The 15,332-nt window shown below is 69.0% G+C and carries 11 protein-coding genes; 5 read left to right on the forward strand and 6 right to left on the reverse strand.

Translation table 11 applies throughout. The features are described 5' to 3' along the window. Positions 1-167: 167 nt before the first annotated feature. Positions 168-1,646 (reverse strand): arabinofuranosidase catalytic domain-containing protein, encoded by a 1,479-nt coding sequence (locus AB0877_RS07730; RefSeq protein WP_366607648.1) that lies wholly within the window; start codon positions 1,644-1,646, stop codon positions 168-170. Between the two features lie 205 nt (positions 1,647-1,851). Between AB0877_RS07730 and AB0877_RS07735 the strand changes: the two genes are divergently transcribed. Next, a complete protein-coding gene (locus AB0877_RS07735; RefSeq protein ID WP_366607650.1) occupies positions 1,852-2,865 on the forward strand; it encodes a LacI family DNA-binding transcriptional regulator in 1,014 nt (337 codons plus the stop codon). A 10-nt stretch (positions 2,866-2,875) separates the two neighbouring features. Here the strand turns inward: AB0877_RS07735 and AB0877_RS07740 are convergent, their stop codons facing one another. The 4 genes from AB0877_RS07740 to AB0877_RS07755 all read right to left on the reverse strand — a co-directional run bounded on the left by AB0877_RS07740 (position 2,876) and on the right by AB0877_RS07755 (position 7,690). Beyond that, the gene (locus AB0877_RS07740) at positions 2,876-4,588 is read right to left on the reverse strand and encodes a trehalase family glycosidase (RefSeq protein WP_366607652.1); all 1,713 of its coding nucleotides are present in this window, start codon (positions 4,586-4,588) and stop codon (positions 2,876-2,878) included. Between the two features lie 56 nt (positions 4,589-4,644). Continuing rightward, positions 4,645-5,469, reverse strand: a complete 825-nt coding sequence (locus AB0877_RS07745) for a carbohydrate ABC transporter permease (RefSeq protein ID WP_366607654.1) — start codon at positions 5,467-5,469, stop codon at positions 4,645-4,647. Next, on the reverse strand, positions 5,466-6,329 hold the full coding sequence (locus AB0877_RS07750; RefSeq protein ID WP_366607656.1) for a sugar ABC transporter permease: 864 nt from the start codon (positions 6,327-6,329) through the stop codon (positions 5,466-5,468). Before AB0877_RS07750 ends, AB0877_RS07745 begins: the two co-directional genes overlap by 4 nt. 122 nt (positions 6,330-6,451) lie before the next feature. Beyond that, positions 6,452-7,690, reverse strand: a complete 1,239-nt coding sequence (locus AB0877_RS07755; RefSeq protein ID WP_366607658.1) for an extracellular solute-binding protein — start codon at positions 7,688-7,690, stop codon at positions 6,452-6,454. 338 nt (positions 7,691-8,028) lie between these two features. Between AB0877_RS07755 and AB0877_RS07760 the strand changes: the two genes are divergently transcribed. Both AB0877_RS07760 and AB0877_RS07765 read left to right on the forward strand, forming a co-directional pair. Further along, entirely contained in the window at positions 8,029-9,825 is a 1,797-nt protein-coding gene (locus tag AB0877_RS07760) for an RICIN domain-containing protein (RefSeq protein ID WP_366607660.1), read from the forward strand. A gap of 193 nt (positions 9,826-10,018) precedes the next feature. Further along, on the forward strand, positions 10,019-11,596 hold the full coding sequence (locus tag AB0877_RS07765; protein WP_366607662.1) for an arabinofuranosidase catalytic domain-containing protein: 1,578 nt from the start codon (positions 10,019-10,021) through the stop codon (positions 11,594-11,596). 81 nt (positions 11,597-11,677) lie between these two features. On the opposite strand, the gene AB0877_RS07770 is transcribed toward AB0877_RS07765, so the two are convergent. Beyond that, positions 11,678-12,997, reverse strand: coding sequence for a PHB depolymerase family esterase (locus tag AB0877_RS07770; RefSeq protein ID WP_366607664.1), 1,320 nt, complete (start codon positions 12,995-12,997; stop codon positions 11,678-11,680). 253 nt (positions 12,998-13,250) lie between these two features. Between AB0877_RS07770 and AB0877_RS07775 the strand changes: the two genes are divergently transcribed. Both AB0877_RS07775 and AB0877_RS07780 read left to right on the forward strand, forming a co-directional pair. Next, on the forward strand, positions 13,251-14,258 hold the full coding sequence (locus AB0877_RS07775; protein ID WP_366607666.1) for a PaaX family transcriptional regulator C-terminal domain-containing protein: 1,008 nt from the start codon (positions 13,251-13,253) through the stop codon (positions 14,256-14,258). A 457-nt stretch (positions 14,259-14,715) separates the two neighbouring features. After that, positions 14,716-15,332 (forward strand): endo-1,4-beta-xylanase (locus AB0877_RS07780; RefSeq protein WP_366607690.1); only part of this gene is annotated, 617 nt, incomplete at its 3' end.

Raw genomic sequence — 15,332 nt, forward strand, 5'->3', positions numbered from 1 at the left:
CAGTCGGCGTGCTCGGCGTCCTGGCGCGGCCGGTGACGAGTTCGAACTGCCGAATGACCTCGGCGCGAGGTTGCCGTGGCGCGGGTGATCCGCCGCGATTGAGTCGTCGATGGTGCCGCCCCCGGCGGTTGTGCGGGGGCGGCACCACCGATCGATCGTGCGGTGGGTCAGCTACGGGTGGACCACTGCTGGTTGGCGCCGCCGTTGCACGCCCACAAGATGATCTTGGTGCCGTTGGCGGTGCCGGCGGCGTTGGCATCGAGACACAACCCGGACAGCACACTGGTGATGGTGCCGTTGCTGTTGACGTTCCACTGCTGGTTGTTCTGGCCGTTGCAGTCCCAGATGATCACCTGGGTGCCGTTGGCGGTGCCCCGGCCGGAGGCGTCCAGGCACTTGCTGCCGTACACCTGGAGTTGTTTGCCAGCGGTGTAGGTCCAGCGCTGCGCGGTGCTGTTGCTGATGCAGTCCCAGAGCTGGACCTGGGTGCCGTTCGTGGTGCTGGCGTTCGGCACGTCGACGCAGCGGCTGGACTGGCCACCCACGACCTGGACGTTCTGGTGCGGGTTGCCGCCGCCGGCCGGCGCGTAGGCGGCGGCGTTGATGTTGGCCTGGACGGCGTTCTCGGTGGCCGCCGTCGGGTAGCCGGAGGTCAGCACGCCCTCGAAGAAGGTGCCGCGACCGGTGATGCTGTTGTCACCGCCGATGCCGAGCAGGATGGCGCCCTCCTTCTTCATCGGGTGGTAGCCGTTGGGGCGTGGCCCGTCGAAGTAGGTCGTCAGACTGCCGGCCTGGGCGTTGCCGCCCCGGATCGCCCAGTGGTTCGGCTCGCCCTTGACCATGGCGGTGACGAAACGGTGGTTGATCGACGCGATGTTGTTGTAGCCCGCGTTGACGCCGGAGAACAGTCCCCACTCCAGGTCGGCCATGATCCAGGGACCGGCGCCAGCCCCGTAGCCCCACTGCTTGTTGGCGCCGAAGTAGACGGTCTCCATGATGGCGCGTTCGTCGGCGAGGTTGTTGGTCTGCGCGTTGCCGTAGTCGAAGCAGCACCACTGGTTGTAGTGCGTGCCGTCGACGACCGCGTAGATGCCCTCGGGCTGGTCGCCGGTGGCGACACCGTTGGTGTTGTTGTTGCGGTAGCCGGTGCCGGGGGCGATGTAGACGCCGTACGCCTTCTGCCCGCCGACGGTGACCGGGGCCGCCTTCGCGTCGGCGAGGTTGTCGAATCCGCCGGGAGCGGGGCCGACGAAGTGTCCGGGTGGTGCCTGGGTGAGACGGTTGTTGCGGCCGGACTGGTCGTAGATGATCGTGATGACGCAGGTGGTGTTGGCGCAGAACGTGTCCTGGGTGGTGGCGTTGGCGTAGCCGCCCTCGCTGAGCACGCCGACGTCCCGGGTGGTGTTGTCCGACGATCGTCGGACCTGGTAGAGCGGGCCGCTGTACGCGCCGTACAGCGCGCGGGTGGTGCTGTGCGCGGCCACGCACGGCGAGCCGCCGGAGGCGTAGATGTCGCACGGACCGGTGCCGGCGGCGTGGGCGACGCCCGGGGCGTCCGAGACCACGTAGGCGCCGGCGCCGACGACGAGGACGACGAGGGTCCCGGCGGCGGCCATCAGGCGACCCAGCTTTCTCTGCACGTTCATCGGGTCCTTTCGGGTGCGTGGTGGGGGTGGGTTGCGGCGACGGAATTGACGTCACACGTCATACCTGTGACATTAATGGTCGTCCATCTATTGACGCTAGTTGGCACATGTTGGTCATCGATCGATGAGCCTGAGGACGGATATGCTGGTCGGCGGAGGAAGGTGCGTCCCCGTGTCGGGGCAAAAATCGATTCGAGGGCGATTGATGAACATCGGGGAGATCGCTCGCCGGGCGGGGGTGTCCCGCAGCACCGTTTCCTACGTGCTCAGCGGAAAACGCAGCGTGTCGGCGGCGACCCGGCAACGGATCCAGTCAGTCATCGACGAGTTGGACTACCGGCCGAACGCCAGCGCCCGTGCACTCAAGGAGGGGCGCACCCGGACCCTCGGGCTGGTCATCCCGCCGGCGAGCCAGCGGTTGACCGACATGCAACTCGGCTTCGTCGCCAGCGTCGTCGAAGCCGCCGCCCGCCACGACCTCGACGTGCTGCTGTCCCCCTCCGGTGGCGACCATGACCGGTCGTTCGAGCGGATCGTCACCGGGCGACGGGTGGACGGTGTGGTCCTCATGGAGATCCGGTTGGCCGACGACCGGGTGACCCGGCTGACCAAGGCCGGGCTGCCGTTCGTCACCATCGGGCGGACGGCTGAGCCGCACGGGATGAGCTGGATCGACATTGACTACGCCGGGCTGATCGCCCGGTGTGTGCAGCACCTGGCCGACCTGGGGCACCGGCACGTGGCACTCGTGAACCGGTCCGCCGAGTTGGTGGCCGCCGGGTACGGCCCCAGTCATCGCGCGCTGACCGGCTTCCGCACGGCCGCGGCCGAGCGGGGGTTGACGGGCGTGGAGGTGTGCAGCGGCGATGACACCGCCTCCGGTGAGGCGTGTATGGAGCACCTGCTCGCGACGCACCCGGAGGTCACGGCGGTGGCCACCATCAACGAGGCCGCACTGCCCGGAATACAGCGGGCGTTGACCGGTGCCGGGCTGTCCGTGCCACGCGACTTCTCCGTCACCGGAGTCGCCGCGCAGCACTGGGCGGAGGATTTCCGCCCGCCGCTGACCGCCGCCGACGTGCCGATGGTCGAGATGGGCGCCGAGGCGGTGTCGCTCCTTCTGGAGATCATCGCGGCTCCCGGCGCCGTGCCACGACACCGCCTCTACAGCCCGCCCATCTCGTTGCGTTCCAGCACCGGCCCGGTCCGGGGCCGCTGATCCGACCCGGCTATCCGCCCCTGACCCGCCGCTGCTCCTGGGCGGCGGCGAGGATGAGATAGCTGCTGGCGGTCCAGGTGTAGGCGCGGTCCCGCAGCCCGGTGCCGGTCTCGGCGTCGAAGTTCTCCGCGAAGCCGGACTTCTCACACAGCGCGAGGAACCGCCGGCTGATGTCGTCGGCGATCCTGGTCTGCCCGGCCCGGCGCAGGCCGTCCTCGACCAGGACGGTGGAGGGTGCCCAGATCGGGCCGCGCCAGTAGCCGTCGGCGAGGTAGTGGGCCGATTCGGTCGGCTCGGTGGCCAGCCCGTGCGTGGTCAGGTGGGTCTCGACGCCGCGCGCCAGCGCGGCGGCGACCGGGGCCGGAAGGTCGGCCCCGAGCGCGACCGGCATCAGGTCGAGCAGGCTGCGGCTGGCTCGCCGGTGCCCGGTGTGGGGGTCCCGGGCGTGGAAGCGTTCGCCGTCCCACAGGTCGCGCAGCATGGCGCCGTGGATCCGGTCGGCCTCCCGGGACCAGCGGGTGCCGGGCTCACCCAGCTCGGTGGCGAGGTCGGCGAGACAGCGAAGCTGCGAGACCAGGAACGCGGCGAGGTCAGCCGTCTCGAGGACCCGGTTGTCGTCGAAGGTGGTGGCGTTGTCCCAGCCACTGTCGTTGCCGTGCTGGTAGTGCGGCAGGTCGTGGCCGGGGGCGCGTCGCGCGTCGAGCCAGAATCCGGTCCAGCGGGCGAGCCGGTCGTACGTCTGCGCCAGCGCCGCGCGGTCCGGCGGCTGGGGAAGGCGTCGACGCAGGTGCCGCAGGGCCCAGCCGTGGATGGGGGGCTTGACGTAGTTGTGCAGGACCTCGGAGTGGGTGACCGAGTCGGGGAGGGCGCCGGCCTCGTCCTGGTGGTCGAAGGGCAGCTGGAACTGGTGCCAGGCCAGCTCCGGCTCGCCGGCCGCCAGGGCGATCGCGTTGAAGCAGTGGTCCCAGCTCCACACCTTGTCCATCCAGTGCTTGGACATCAGGACGGCGGGTCGGGTGACGAAGCCCGCCGGGGCGACGGTGGCCGACCACAGGACGTACGCGGCCAACTCGGCGGCCGGAGTCTCCGGGCCGCGCCAGGGCGCGATCGCGTGGACGAACGCGGTGAACTCCGCGAACCGGTCGCGGCACAACTGCTCGAAGGTGACGGATCCGCGGTACGGGCGGCGAGCGGTGGCGTACTCCTCGATCGCGATCTCCCAGGGCTGGTCGCCGGGAAGGTCCAGGGAGCGGTCGGCGGTGCCGAGCGCCTGCGTGCCCCGGGTCCGCGGCGCAGCGCCGGAGAGCACGGTGATCCGGTAGCGGCGACCGGTCTCGTACGAGGTGAACACATGTGATCCGTCGACCGGGTCGGCGTACAGGTAGGTGCCGCTGAAGGGGGTGAGGGTGTGCGCGGCGGCGGCCACCCGCAGGCCGAGCCGGTGCCCCCGGATCCGCAGGGTGTCCGGCCCGTCGTAGACGGCCTCGATCCGGTCGTTCCCGTTGCGCCAGGTCAGCAGCGCGGGCGTGGCGACGACAGTGGTGCCGGCGACCGTGGGGGTGAGCCGCAGTACGGGGTGCATCCCGCTCTGGTGCGAGACCAGGTGCAGGTCGTCGGCGTACGTCTTCTCGGCTACCACCGGGGAGATGTTGAACCAGGATCCGCGGTAGCTGAACGGGATGTCCTGGATTCCGAACTCCGGACCGGACGGGGCGACGGTCATGGGTGGCGGGTGCCTTTCTGTGGTGCGGGTGGTCGGTCCTGGACCGCCCCGGTTGGTCAGTCCTTGACGGCGCCGGCGGTCACGCCCATCGAGACGTAGCGCTGGGCCAGGACCAGCAGTACGGCGGCGGGGATCGAGGCGACGACGGCGGTGGCCATGATGGCGTTCCACTGCTGGTTGTTGTTGCCGATGTAGTGGTAGATGCCGAGGGTGATCGGCTGGTGGTCGCCGCCCCCGGCCAGGGTCGAGGCGAAGATGAAGTCCGACCAGGACCACAGGAACGCGAAGAGCGACACCGTGACGATCGAGTTGCGGCTGACCGGCAGCACGACCGACCAGAAGGTCCGCAACCGACCGGCGCCGTCGACCACGGCGGCCTGGAGCAGCTCGTCGGGGATGCCGGACATGAAGGCCGTGAAGATCAGGACAGCGAACGGCACCGCGAGCGTCGTGTCGGCCAGGATCAGGCCGGGCAGCGTGTTGAGGACGCCGAGGGTGAGGAAGATGGCGTAGAAGCCCATCGCCATGATGATTCCCGGGATCATCTGCGCGATCAGCAGCAGGAAACTCAGCGCCGGGCCGCCGGGTGGCCGGAGCTTCGCCAGCGCGTATCCGGCGGGGGCGGCCAGCGCCACGGTCAGCGCCACAGTGCCGAGGCCGACCAGGAAGCTGGTGCCGAGGTACGGCAGTTGCTGGTCGAGCACCGCCCGGTAGCCGTCCAGGGTGCCGTTGGTGGGGAACAGGTGCGGGGGACTGGCTCGCATGTCCTGGTCCCGGGTGAAGGACACGTTGATCATCCAGTAGACGGGGAAGAGCATCAGCCCGGTCAGCACCAGGCCGACGCCGGTCTTCCACCAGGCCCGCGGCGTGGAGGTGGTCATCGCAGCTGCTGCCTCCGTTCGATCCGGATGTAGACGAGCCCGGCGATCAGGGCCAGCACGATGAGCAGGTTGCCGACGGCCGCGCCCGGCCCGAACTCGGGCAGCAGGTTGCCGAAGCCGAGCCGGTACGACCAGGTGGCCAGCGTTGCCGAGGAGTCGGTTGGACCACCCTTCGTCATGATCCAGATGATGTCGAAAACCTTCAGCGTGTAGATCAGCCCCAGCAGCAGCGTGATCAGGGAGACGGGACGCAGCAACGGGAAGGTGATCCCCCAGAACCGCTGCCACCCCGTCGCGCCGTCGAGCGCGGACGCCTCGTACATCTCGGTCGGTATCGCCTGCAGGCCGCTGTAGAGCACCACCAGGTTGAACGGGATGCCGATCCAGACGTTCGCGATGATCACCGAGGTGAGTGACCAGCCCGGCGAGGTGAGCCAGTTGACCGGGTCGACCCCGACGACGCCGAGCGCCGCGTTGACCAGTCCCGAGTCGCTGTTGAGCAGCCACGACCAGGTCGACGCCGAGACGATCAGGGGCAGCAGCCACGGTACGAGGATCAACGCCCGCAGCGTGCGCGACAGCGGAAAGTGCTGGTGGAAGAAGAGGGCCAGGGCCATGCCGATGGTGAACTGGAAGGCGAGCGAGGTCGCCGTGAAGACCACGGTGTGGGTCAGCGTCGGCCCGAAGGCCGGGTCGGTCAGGACCGTCCGGTAGTTGTCGAGGCCGGCGAACGGCGCCCCGCCCTGCACGAACGAGCGGACCGTGTACTCGCGCAGGCTCAACTCGACGTTGCGGTAGAGCGGGTAGGCGTAGAAGGCCGCCAGGTAGATGGTGACGGGGGCCAGAAAGCCCCACGCCATCCATCGATGGGGCCGGCGGGCACGGGACGGGGGAGGCCCGGATGGGGCGGCGGCGGCCGCCCCATCCTGGTCTCGTACGGCAGTGGTCTCGGTCGTGGAGGGCATGGTGTCGGTTGGGCTCGCTACCTGGAGGCGGCGGCGGTCTGCGCGGCGGCCAGTGCCTCCTGTGGCGACTTCCCGCCACTGAGGGACGACTGCACCGCGGTCCACAGCGCCTCGGAGATCTTCGGGTACTTCGTGCCGAGGTTGTCACCGGTGCGGCCCTTGGCTGCCCGGACCGCCTCCACCCAGACCTTGAGCTTGGGGTCCGCTGTGGCCTGTCGATCCTGCACGGCGGCGACGGGTGCGACGTAGGACAGCGTGGTGTCCGTGGTGAGGAGGTTGTCGGCGTTGGTCAGGCAGGTCACGAGCTTCTGCGACGTCTCGTACCGGCCGGTCTTCTTCTGCACCGGAATGGAGACGAACTCACCGCCGGTGGGCGCCGGGGCCGGGCCGCCCGCGCTGGCCGGGATCGGGATCGTGCCGTACGAGAAGCCGAGCTTCTCCGCGTTGGCCAGCTGCCAGGTGCCGTTCTCGGCGAACGCGTAGTCGCCGGTGGCGAACTCCTGCCAACTCGTGGTCTGGGTGTTGTTGATGACGGAGTTCGGGGCGTGGCCCTGCTTGAGCCAGTCGGTCCAGAGCGTCAGCGCGGAAACCGCCTGCGGTGAGTCCAGACTCGTCAGTTGGGCGCCCGACCCCCAGAACCAGGGCAGGAACTGGAAGCTGCCCTCCTCGGTGCCGATCGCGGAGAAGGTGATGCCCTTCTTTCCCTTGGCCTTGACCGTGGTCAGTGCCGCGGTCAGTGAGGCCCAGTCCTTGACGGCGGCGGGATCGACGCCGGCGGCGCTGAGCAGGTCCTTGTTGTAGTAGAGGGCGAGGGTGTTCGCCCCGATCGGCACCCCGTAGGTCTTTCCGTCGCTCTGGCCGGCGCCGAGCAGGTTCTTCTCCATGGCCGAGACGTCGAGCTTGTTGTCGTCGGTGGTGGTGAGCGCACCGGCTTCGGCCAGGGTGGAGATGACCGGGTTGTCGACGATCAGGACGTCCGGCGAGTTTCCCTGCTGGGCGGCGAGCAGCGCCTTGTTGGTCAGGTCGGTGGTGTCGTATCCGGTCCGCTCGACGGTCACCCCCGCGTCGGTGCCGCACTTCTTGAGCAGTGCCACCCACTCGGAGTCGTCGGCGAACTGTGGATACGGGTCCCAGACGAGGTAGGCGCCGCTGTCCGCGGGGCCGTCGTCGGACGACGAGCAGGCGCTGCCTGTCACTGCGGCGAGAGCTATCACGGCGACGGCGGCCAGGCGCCGCCGACGACTGATTCCGGTCATGTGGTGCCTCACTTCAATCGATCGTCAGGTGGGGTTCGTCGGTTGATCGTCGCGGGTTGGAGCGGCCCAACCATGAGGCGAACCGATTCGACGAATCGGTTCGCCCGAAGATAGGTCTGGCCGTGCCCGGAGGTCAAGGGTCAGTTGACCGCGCCCGGAGGAAGGCTGGGCAACATGGGCGTTACCGCGCCGTCATTTCATTGACATCGTTCAGTCCCCGGTCCTACGATCCGTGCGAATCGATTCGCAAGCGCTGCCCTCCCGGAGAGCGTCCCCCGCGCCCCACCAAGGAGCCGCCCGTGAAAACCCCGTCCCCCGGCCGGTCAGGACGAGGCCGCGTGTTCGTGGCCCGACTCGTCGTCGGCCTGCTCGCCGCCGCTGCCGCCGTCACCGTCGTCCCGTCCCCCGCCCAGGCTGCCGACGAGTCGATCAGCGTCAACTTCGCCACCACGAACGGTGCGCCGACCTACCGCGCCTCCGGCTGGATCTACGGCATGACCGAGAACGCCAGCGGTCCGGCCGACCACTTCTACCGGGACGTCAAGTTCCAGTACATGCGCGCCGGCGGCGCGCAGTTGCCGGGCAGTGGCTGGGTCGGCGGCACCTACGACCGTCGCTGGAACTCCACCCTCGCCCAGGCGCGTCGCACCACAGCCCTCGGCGGAAAGTTCATCATCCTGCCGCACGACCTCTGGGGTGCCGACGGCGCCGGGATCTCCCGCTTCCCCGGTGACAACGGCAACTGGACCGACTACGACAACTTCCTGACCCGGCTGATCAGCGACGTCCGGGCGTCCGGGCTGTCGGTGCAGTGGGACATCTGGAACGAGCCCAACATCACCATCTTCTGGAACCGGCCGATCTCCCAGTACCTGGAGCTGTGGCGGCGCACCTACCAGCGCATCCGCGCGGAGTTCCCCAGCCAGCTCATCGTCGGGCCGAGCTGTGCCTGCGTACCGTCGACCAACCACGCCTTCTGGAACCAGTACCTGGACTTCGTCCGCTCGACGAACACGGTGCCGGACATCATCAGCTGGCACTCGCTGCCCGGTGATCCGGTCGCGAACGTCGCCGCCGCCAACGCCACCCTCGACCCGCGCGGCATCGCCCACCCGCGTCCCTACCAGATCAACGAGTACGGCGCGCCCGACGAGCAGAACCCGGCCGACGGCGCGTGGTACATCGCGCGCCTGGAACGTGCCCGGGCCGACGGCCTGCGGGCGAACTGGGCCAGCGGCGGCAGCCTGCACAACGACCTCGGCAACCTGCTGATCCGCAACTCGGCCGGCCAGCACCAGCCCAAGGGGGAGTGGTGGAACTACCGCTACTACGCCTCCCAGGTCGGGGAGATCGTCGCCGTTACCCCCAGCCAGTCGTACGACGCCTACGCCACGAAGACGGCCGGAGTGGCGAAGGTCCTGGTCGGTGGTGGTCGTACCACCGGGAACCTGACCGTGAACCTGCAACGCCTGGACACCACCAGCGGGATCGTGCAGAACAACCAGGTCCGGGTCCTCACCCAACGCATCCCGCACAACGGTGGCGGTGCGGTGGCGGGGCCGGTCACCGTCTCGAACAGCGTGGTCGGGGTGTCCAACAACAACGCCACGGTGACCCTGCCGTACACCAACCAGACCGACACGTACACCGTCACGCTGCTGCCGCCGTCCGACGGTGGCTTCCAGTCGGTGGCGGTGGCCCAGCACTCCCAGCAGTGCCTCAACAACCCCGGCGTGGGCACCGCCGACGGCAACGTCCAGCAGCAGAACTACTGCGACGGTGGTGACCAGCAGCTCTGGAACTTCGTCCCGGTCGCCGGTGTGGCCAACACCTACACCGTGGTCAACCAGCAGAGTGGCAAGTGCCTCGACGTCAGCGGCGTGTCCACCGCCGACGGCGCGGCGGTGCACCAGTGGACCTGCCTCAACAGCTCCAACCAGCAGTTCGCTCTGCGCAAGGTGACCTACTCGGGCAACGACTCGCACGACTATCAGCTCGTCGTCCGGCACAGTGGCAAGTGCGTCGATGTCAACGCGGTCTCCACGGCGGCCGGCGCGCTGGTTCACCAGTGGACGTGCAGGGCCGTGAACCAGGGCAGCCCGTTGAACCAGACGTGGCGGCTCCTGGGGCGGTAGGCGTTCCGAGGAGGGTGACGCGCCGGCTGATCGACCAGCGGTCGGCCGCGTCACCCCTCCGTTACCGCATTCATTGACATAAATAAAACAAAGGTCATACGATTCGCTGCGAATCGATTCGCCACCGCCACCACCCTCCCCGTGGCGCGTCGACACATCCCCCCGCGCTTCCACGACTCCGAGGAGCCGCCTCGTGCGAAATCCGTCCCCCGTCGGGCCCGGAAAGGCCCCTCACCTCATCCCGAGGCGTCAGCGCGCCCGCCGTCTGAGCGCCCTGGCGGGTGCTCTCGTCGCCGTTCTCGTCGGCATCGGCGCCGCCCCCGGTGCCCCGTCGCCGTCCGCCGAGGCCGCCGCCGCCCCGATGGCCGCCGCGATCGAGCCGGGGCAGAGCACCCGGATCATCGGTACGCCGTCCGGACGCTGCCTCGAAGTGCCCAACTCCAGCACCACGAACGGCACCCAGACGCAACTCTGGGACTGCAACGGCGCTGCCGGCCAGACCTGGACGTGGACGTCGAGCAGGCAGCTCCAGGTGTACGGCAACAAGTGCCTGGACGCCTCCAACCGGGGCACCGCCAACGGCACCCAGGTGATCATCTGGGACTGCAACGGCCAGAACAACCAGCAGTGGAACGTCAACAGCAACGGCACCATCACCGGCGTGCAGTCCGGGTTGTGTCTCGATGCCAACGCCGCCGCCACCGCCAACGGCACCAAGATCATCCTCTGGGCCTGCAACGGGGGCGCCAACCAGCAGTGGACCTCGCCGACCACCACCACCCCGCCGCCGACCAACCCACCGACCGGCGCGCGCCCGTGCGACATCTACGCCTCCGGTGGCACCCCGTGCATCGCGGCGCACAGCACCACCCGGGCGCTCTACGAGGCGTACGCCGGCAACCTCTACCAGGTCCGACGCTCGTCGGACAACACGACCCGCAACATCGGGCTCACGGGCATCGGCGGCACCGCCAACGCCTCGACGCAGGACTCGTTCTGCACCGGCACGACCTGCGTGGTCACCGTGGTCTTCGACCAGTCCGGGCGCGGCAACGACCTCTGGTACCAGGGGTCGAGCGTCGTTCCGGGCTCCCCGCAGAGCAGGCCGGCGATCGCCACCTCGGAGTCGCTGACCGTGGGCGGCGCGAAGGCGTACTCGCTCTACATCAACCCGGGCAACAGCTACTGGCGCGACGGGCACCTCACCGGAGTGCCGACCGGCGCGGCGCCCGAGGGCATGTACATGGTCACCAGCGGCACCCACGTCAACAGCGGATGCTGCTTCGACTACGGCAACAGCGAGACCACCCGCAAGGCCGACGCCGCCGGGGCGATGGACGCCATCAACTTCAGCAAGCAGTGCTGGTTCGGCGGCTGCTCCGGCAGTGGCCCGTGGGTGCAGGCGGACCTGGAGTGGGGTCTCTTCCCGGGCGGCAGCAGCTCCTGGAACCCGAACCAACGCTCGTTCACCAGCAAGTTCGTCACCGCGACGCTGAAGAACAACGGCACCACCCGCTTCGCCATCAAGGGCAGTGACGCGCAGGCCGGCAACCTCTACACGCTGTACGACGGCTCGCTCCCGCCGGGATACAGCCCGATGAAGAAGCAGGGCGCGATCATCCTGGGCAGCGGCGGTGACTGCTGCAAGCCCGACGGCGGCGCCAACCTGAGCGCCGGCACCTTCTACGAGGGGGCGATGGTCGCCGGCTATCCGTCCGACGCGGTCGAGAACGCCGTACAGGCCAGCGTGGTGAACGCCGGCTACCGCTGATCTGACCACGCCGAACGAGTCGTGCGCCGGTCATCACATCGTGGTGACCGGCGCACGCTCGGGTGGACGTCGACCCCGCTCTCAGGCGACGGTGCAGGACGCGCCGTTGAGGGTGAACGAGGACGGCCGGGCGTTGTTACCGCTGTGGCTGGCCTGGAAGCCGAAGCTCACCGAGCCGTTGGCGGGGATGCCGCCGTTGTAGGCGACGTTGCGGGCTGTCACCTGCCCCGAGTTGGGCGAGTAGGTGGCGTTCCAGCCCGAGGTGATGGTCTGCCCGCTGGGCAGGGTGAAGACCACGGACCAGCCGTTGACGGCGCTGGTGCTGGTGTTCGTGACGGTGATGTTCTCGGTCAGACCGGTGTTCCAGGCGTTGATGGCGACCGTCACCCGGCAGGCGCCGGAGGTCGGCGGCGGCGTGGTCGGGGGCGGGGTGGTCGGCGGCGGGGTGGTCGGGGGCGGGGTCGTGGTGTTGGTCAGTCCGAAGAACGCGATGGCGGACGCGGCCATCCCACCGGAGGGCAGGCTGTGCCCGGCGCCCTGGATGCTGTACGCCTCGACCTGGACGGTGCCGCTGCTGTCGGCGTACCGGCGCCGGTTCCAGTTGGCCTGGGGCGTGTCGGTGGAGGTGGGTGTCTGGCTCAGCCCGAACACGTTGGTCCACTGCTCGATCGTCTCCTGCAACAGCGAGTACGGCACGAGCGTGTCGTTGGTGCCGTGCCACAGCTGCACCCGCGGCCGGGGCCCGGAGTAGCCGGGGTACGCCTGGCGCACCGCGTCGCCCCACTGCTGAGGGGTCCGATTCATGTTCCCGCCGGTGCACTGGCTGCTGCCGGGCGGGTAGTCCGCCGCGTTGGCGAAGCAGTTGTACGGCACCCCCATGAACGCGGCGCCGGCCTTGAACACGTCGGGATAGAGGGCCAGCATGTGGTTTGTCATCATGCCGCCGGATGAGCTGCCGGTGGCGTAGACCCGCTCCGGGTCGGCCGAGTACTGCTGTTGCGCGTACCGGATCATGCTGATGATCGACACCGGATCGCTGCCCCCACCACGCCGTTTGGCGGCGTCCGACCAGGTGTCGAAGCAGTTGCCGAAGCCGGCCTGCTGGGTCGCGGACGGGTAGATCACGATGTATCCGTACCGGTCGGCCTGGCTGGCGAACTCGCTTCCCGAGTAGAACCCGGGGCCGGACCCGCCGCAGCCGTGCATCGCCACCACGACCGCCGGCCGGGCCGGGCGGTTGTCCGGCACGTAGACGTGCATGCGCATCCGGCCCGGGTTGTCGCCGAAGCTGGTCACCTCGGTCAGTGACGCCGCGTACGCGGGCCCGACCGTGGGGGCCACCAGGCCGGCCGCGACCAGTGACGGGGCCAGCGCGAGTAGCAGTTTCCTTCTGATTTTCACCGCACGACTCCTTCGATTGCCTGTGCAGGCTGGATTGGTCGGGCGATCCGGTCGCGGGTCTGCCCGACTCCCGCGGTGATCGCACACAATGCCCGCTACCTGTTGACTCGCCCAGCCCTGCTCCGGATGGCGTCGCGTGGCAATTAGTGTTCCGCTCGGACCAGCAAGTGTCAATCGAGGAATGTCTATTTGCAGCACGGCGCGCCCGTCCGTCTACAGTCGTCATACCGTCCCCGAGGAGCACGGAGCGCCTGTGGCAAGCCTCTTCGACATCGACGAGATCTATCCGGACGACGGCGACCACACCCTCCGCCTGCCCCGCCGGCAGGTCGGCAACTCACCCCAGGGTGTCGCGGTGACCCTGCTGGCCGACTACACGCTGCGGACCCGGGTCGCCCTCCCGTCCGCCGCCATCGTCGCGTTGCTCGGGGAGACGGGCGTGACGACGGCCGGAGCGCGGACCGCGATCAGCCGGCTGGCCCGCCGTGGCGTGTTGGAGGGCAGTCGACTGGGGCGACGCAGCTCCTACCGGCTCAGCCGCGCCGCGGCCGCCAACCTCTCCGCCGGAGGACGCTGGATTCTCGCCTCCACCGCCTCGACGGGCCGGTGGGACGGTAGCTGGACGATCGTCGCCTTCTCGCTGCCGCAGGACCGCAGTACTCAGCGCCGGGCGCTGCGGGCGCAACTTCGGTGGCTCGGTTACGCGCCGCTGTACGACGGGCTGTGGATCTCGCCGCAGACGTTGACCCCCGCGGCTCGGGCCCAGCTCGACCAGCTCACCCTCGGCGCGGTCACGGTGTTTCGTGGGCGGCAGACCGCGCTCGCCTCGACCATTCACCGTGCGCCGATCGAGGCCTGGGACATCGAGGCGATCAGCCGGAGCTACGACGTGTTCCTGCGTCGCTGGACGCCACTGTTGCCCGCCGTGGCGTCCGGGCAGGTCGACGGCGCCGCGGCGGTGCGGGCCCGGACCGAGGTCATGGACACCTTCCGACGTTTCCCCGTCCTCGACCCGCAGTTGCCGGTGGAACTCCTTCCCCGGGATTGGCTCAGGCAGCCGGCGCGGGAGCTGTTCGCAGCCGTCTACGACGGCCTCGCCGCCCCCGCCGAACGACACGTCCGGGCGGTCGTCGAGCGGTTCGCCGACGCCGCGCAGCCGGGCATCAGGGCGCACACCACCGCCGATCTCGTCGCCGGCGTACGCGCCGATGCCGAACCGGCGCACCCATCGTCGAGTGGCACGACCGCCGGGTGTTCGTGAGCTGCCCGGCAGCCACTGCCGGGTGACGACTGTGAGCGATAACAGGATTGCCCTCTGAAGTGATCCCGGCGGCCCGGCGGTACGGCTCGTCCGCTGGTCGCGCGCCGTTGAGCACTGTCACCTCGGGCGTTTGGGCCCGGGCGAAACGCGGCGTTCCGGGAGATCGGCGTGAACGGCCCGTTACGTCTTGACGAACGGCATGTTATCGCTCACTCTCGATACAGAGGACGATCGATGTCTTGGCTCACCGGGCGAGCCGTACGGGTCGTGCCTCCGATAACGACGTCCGCAAGGGCATGCGGCCGTCACCTCGGGTTCCGGCAGATGCCGGCGACAGCCCTCGCAGACCTGCGTGCTGATGCCGGACGCCAGGAAGACCGTCCCGACCGGTCGCCCCGAGCGAAGTGGCACATCACCACCACCGATGCAACCACTGAAAAGGAACGCCATGAAACCCATGAGAACGATGCTGGCGGCGGCGACCATGGCCGTCGCCCTCACCACCGGCATGACGGTGGCGCTGACCCCCGCATCCGGTGCCGGCACGACCCTGAAGGCGGCCGCCGCCGAGAAGGGCCGCTACTTCGGCGCGGCTGTCGCCGTCAACAAGCTGTCGACCAGCGCCTACACGACGATTTTGAACCGTGAGTTCAACAGTGTCGTGGCCGAGAACGAGATGAAGTGGAGCTCGACCGAGCCGCAGCAGAACACCTTCACCTACTCCAGTGGTGACCGTCTGGTCAGCCACGCGCAGGCCAACGGCATGAGCGTGCGGGGTCACACGCTGTTGTGGCACGCGCAGCAGCCGGGCTGGGCGCAGGGCATGTCGGGCAGCGCGTTGCGTAACGCGATGATCAACCACGTCACCCAGGTCGCCACGCACTACCGGGGAAAGATCTACGCCTGGGACGTGGTGAACGAGGCGTTCGCCGACGGTGGTTCGGGTGGCCGGCGCGACTCGAACATGCAGCGCACCGGAAACGACTGGATCGAGGCGGCGTTCCGGGCGGCGAAGGCCGCGGATCCGGGCGCGAAGATGTGTTACAACGACTACAACACCGACGGGATCAACGC

Source organism: Micromonospora sp. NPDC047644 (assembly GCF_040704315.1).
Taxonomy (GTDB): Bacteria; Actinomycetota; Actinomycetes; order Mycobacteriales; family Micromonosporaceae; genus Micromonospora.

Bases quoted from the DNA above. Each gene is read 5' to 3' on its own strand.
- AB0877_RS07730 (WP_366607648.1), bottom strand. From the start codon at position 1,646: ATGAACGTGCAGAGAAAGCTGGGTCGCCTGATGGCCGCCGCCGGGACC.
- AB0877_RS07750 (WP_366607656.1), bottom strand. From the start codon at position 6,329: ATGGCGTGGGGCTTTCTGGCCCCCGTCACCATCTACCTGGCGGCCTTC.
- AB0877_RS07740 (WP_366607652.1), bottom strand. From the start codon at position 4,588: ATGACCGTCGCCCCGTCCGGTCCGGAGTTCGGAATCCAGGACATCCCG.
- AB0877_RS07735 (WP_366607650.1), top strand. From the start codon at position 1,852: ATGAACATCGGGGAGATCGCTCGCCGGGCGGGGGTGTCCCGCAGCACC.
- AB0877_RS07755 (WP_366607658.1), bottom strand. From the start codon at position 7,690: ATGACCGGAATCAGTCGTCGGCGGCGCCTGGCCGCCGTCGCCGTGATA.
- AB0877_RS07745 (WP_366607654.1), bottom strand. From the start codon at position 5,469: ATGACCACCTCCACGCCGCGGGCCTGGTGGAAGACCGGCGTCGGCCTG.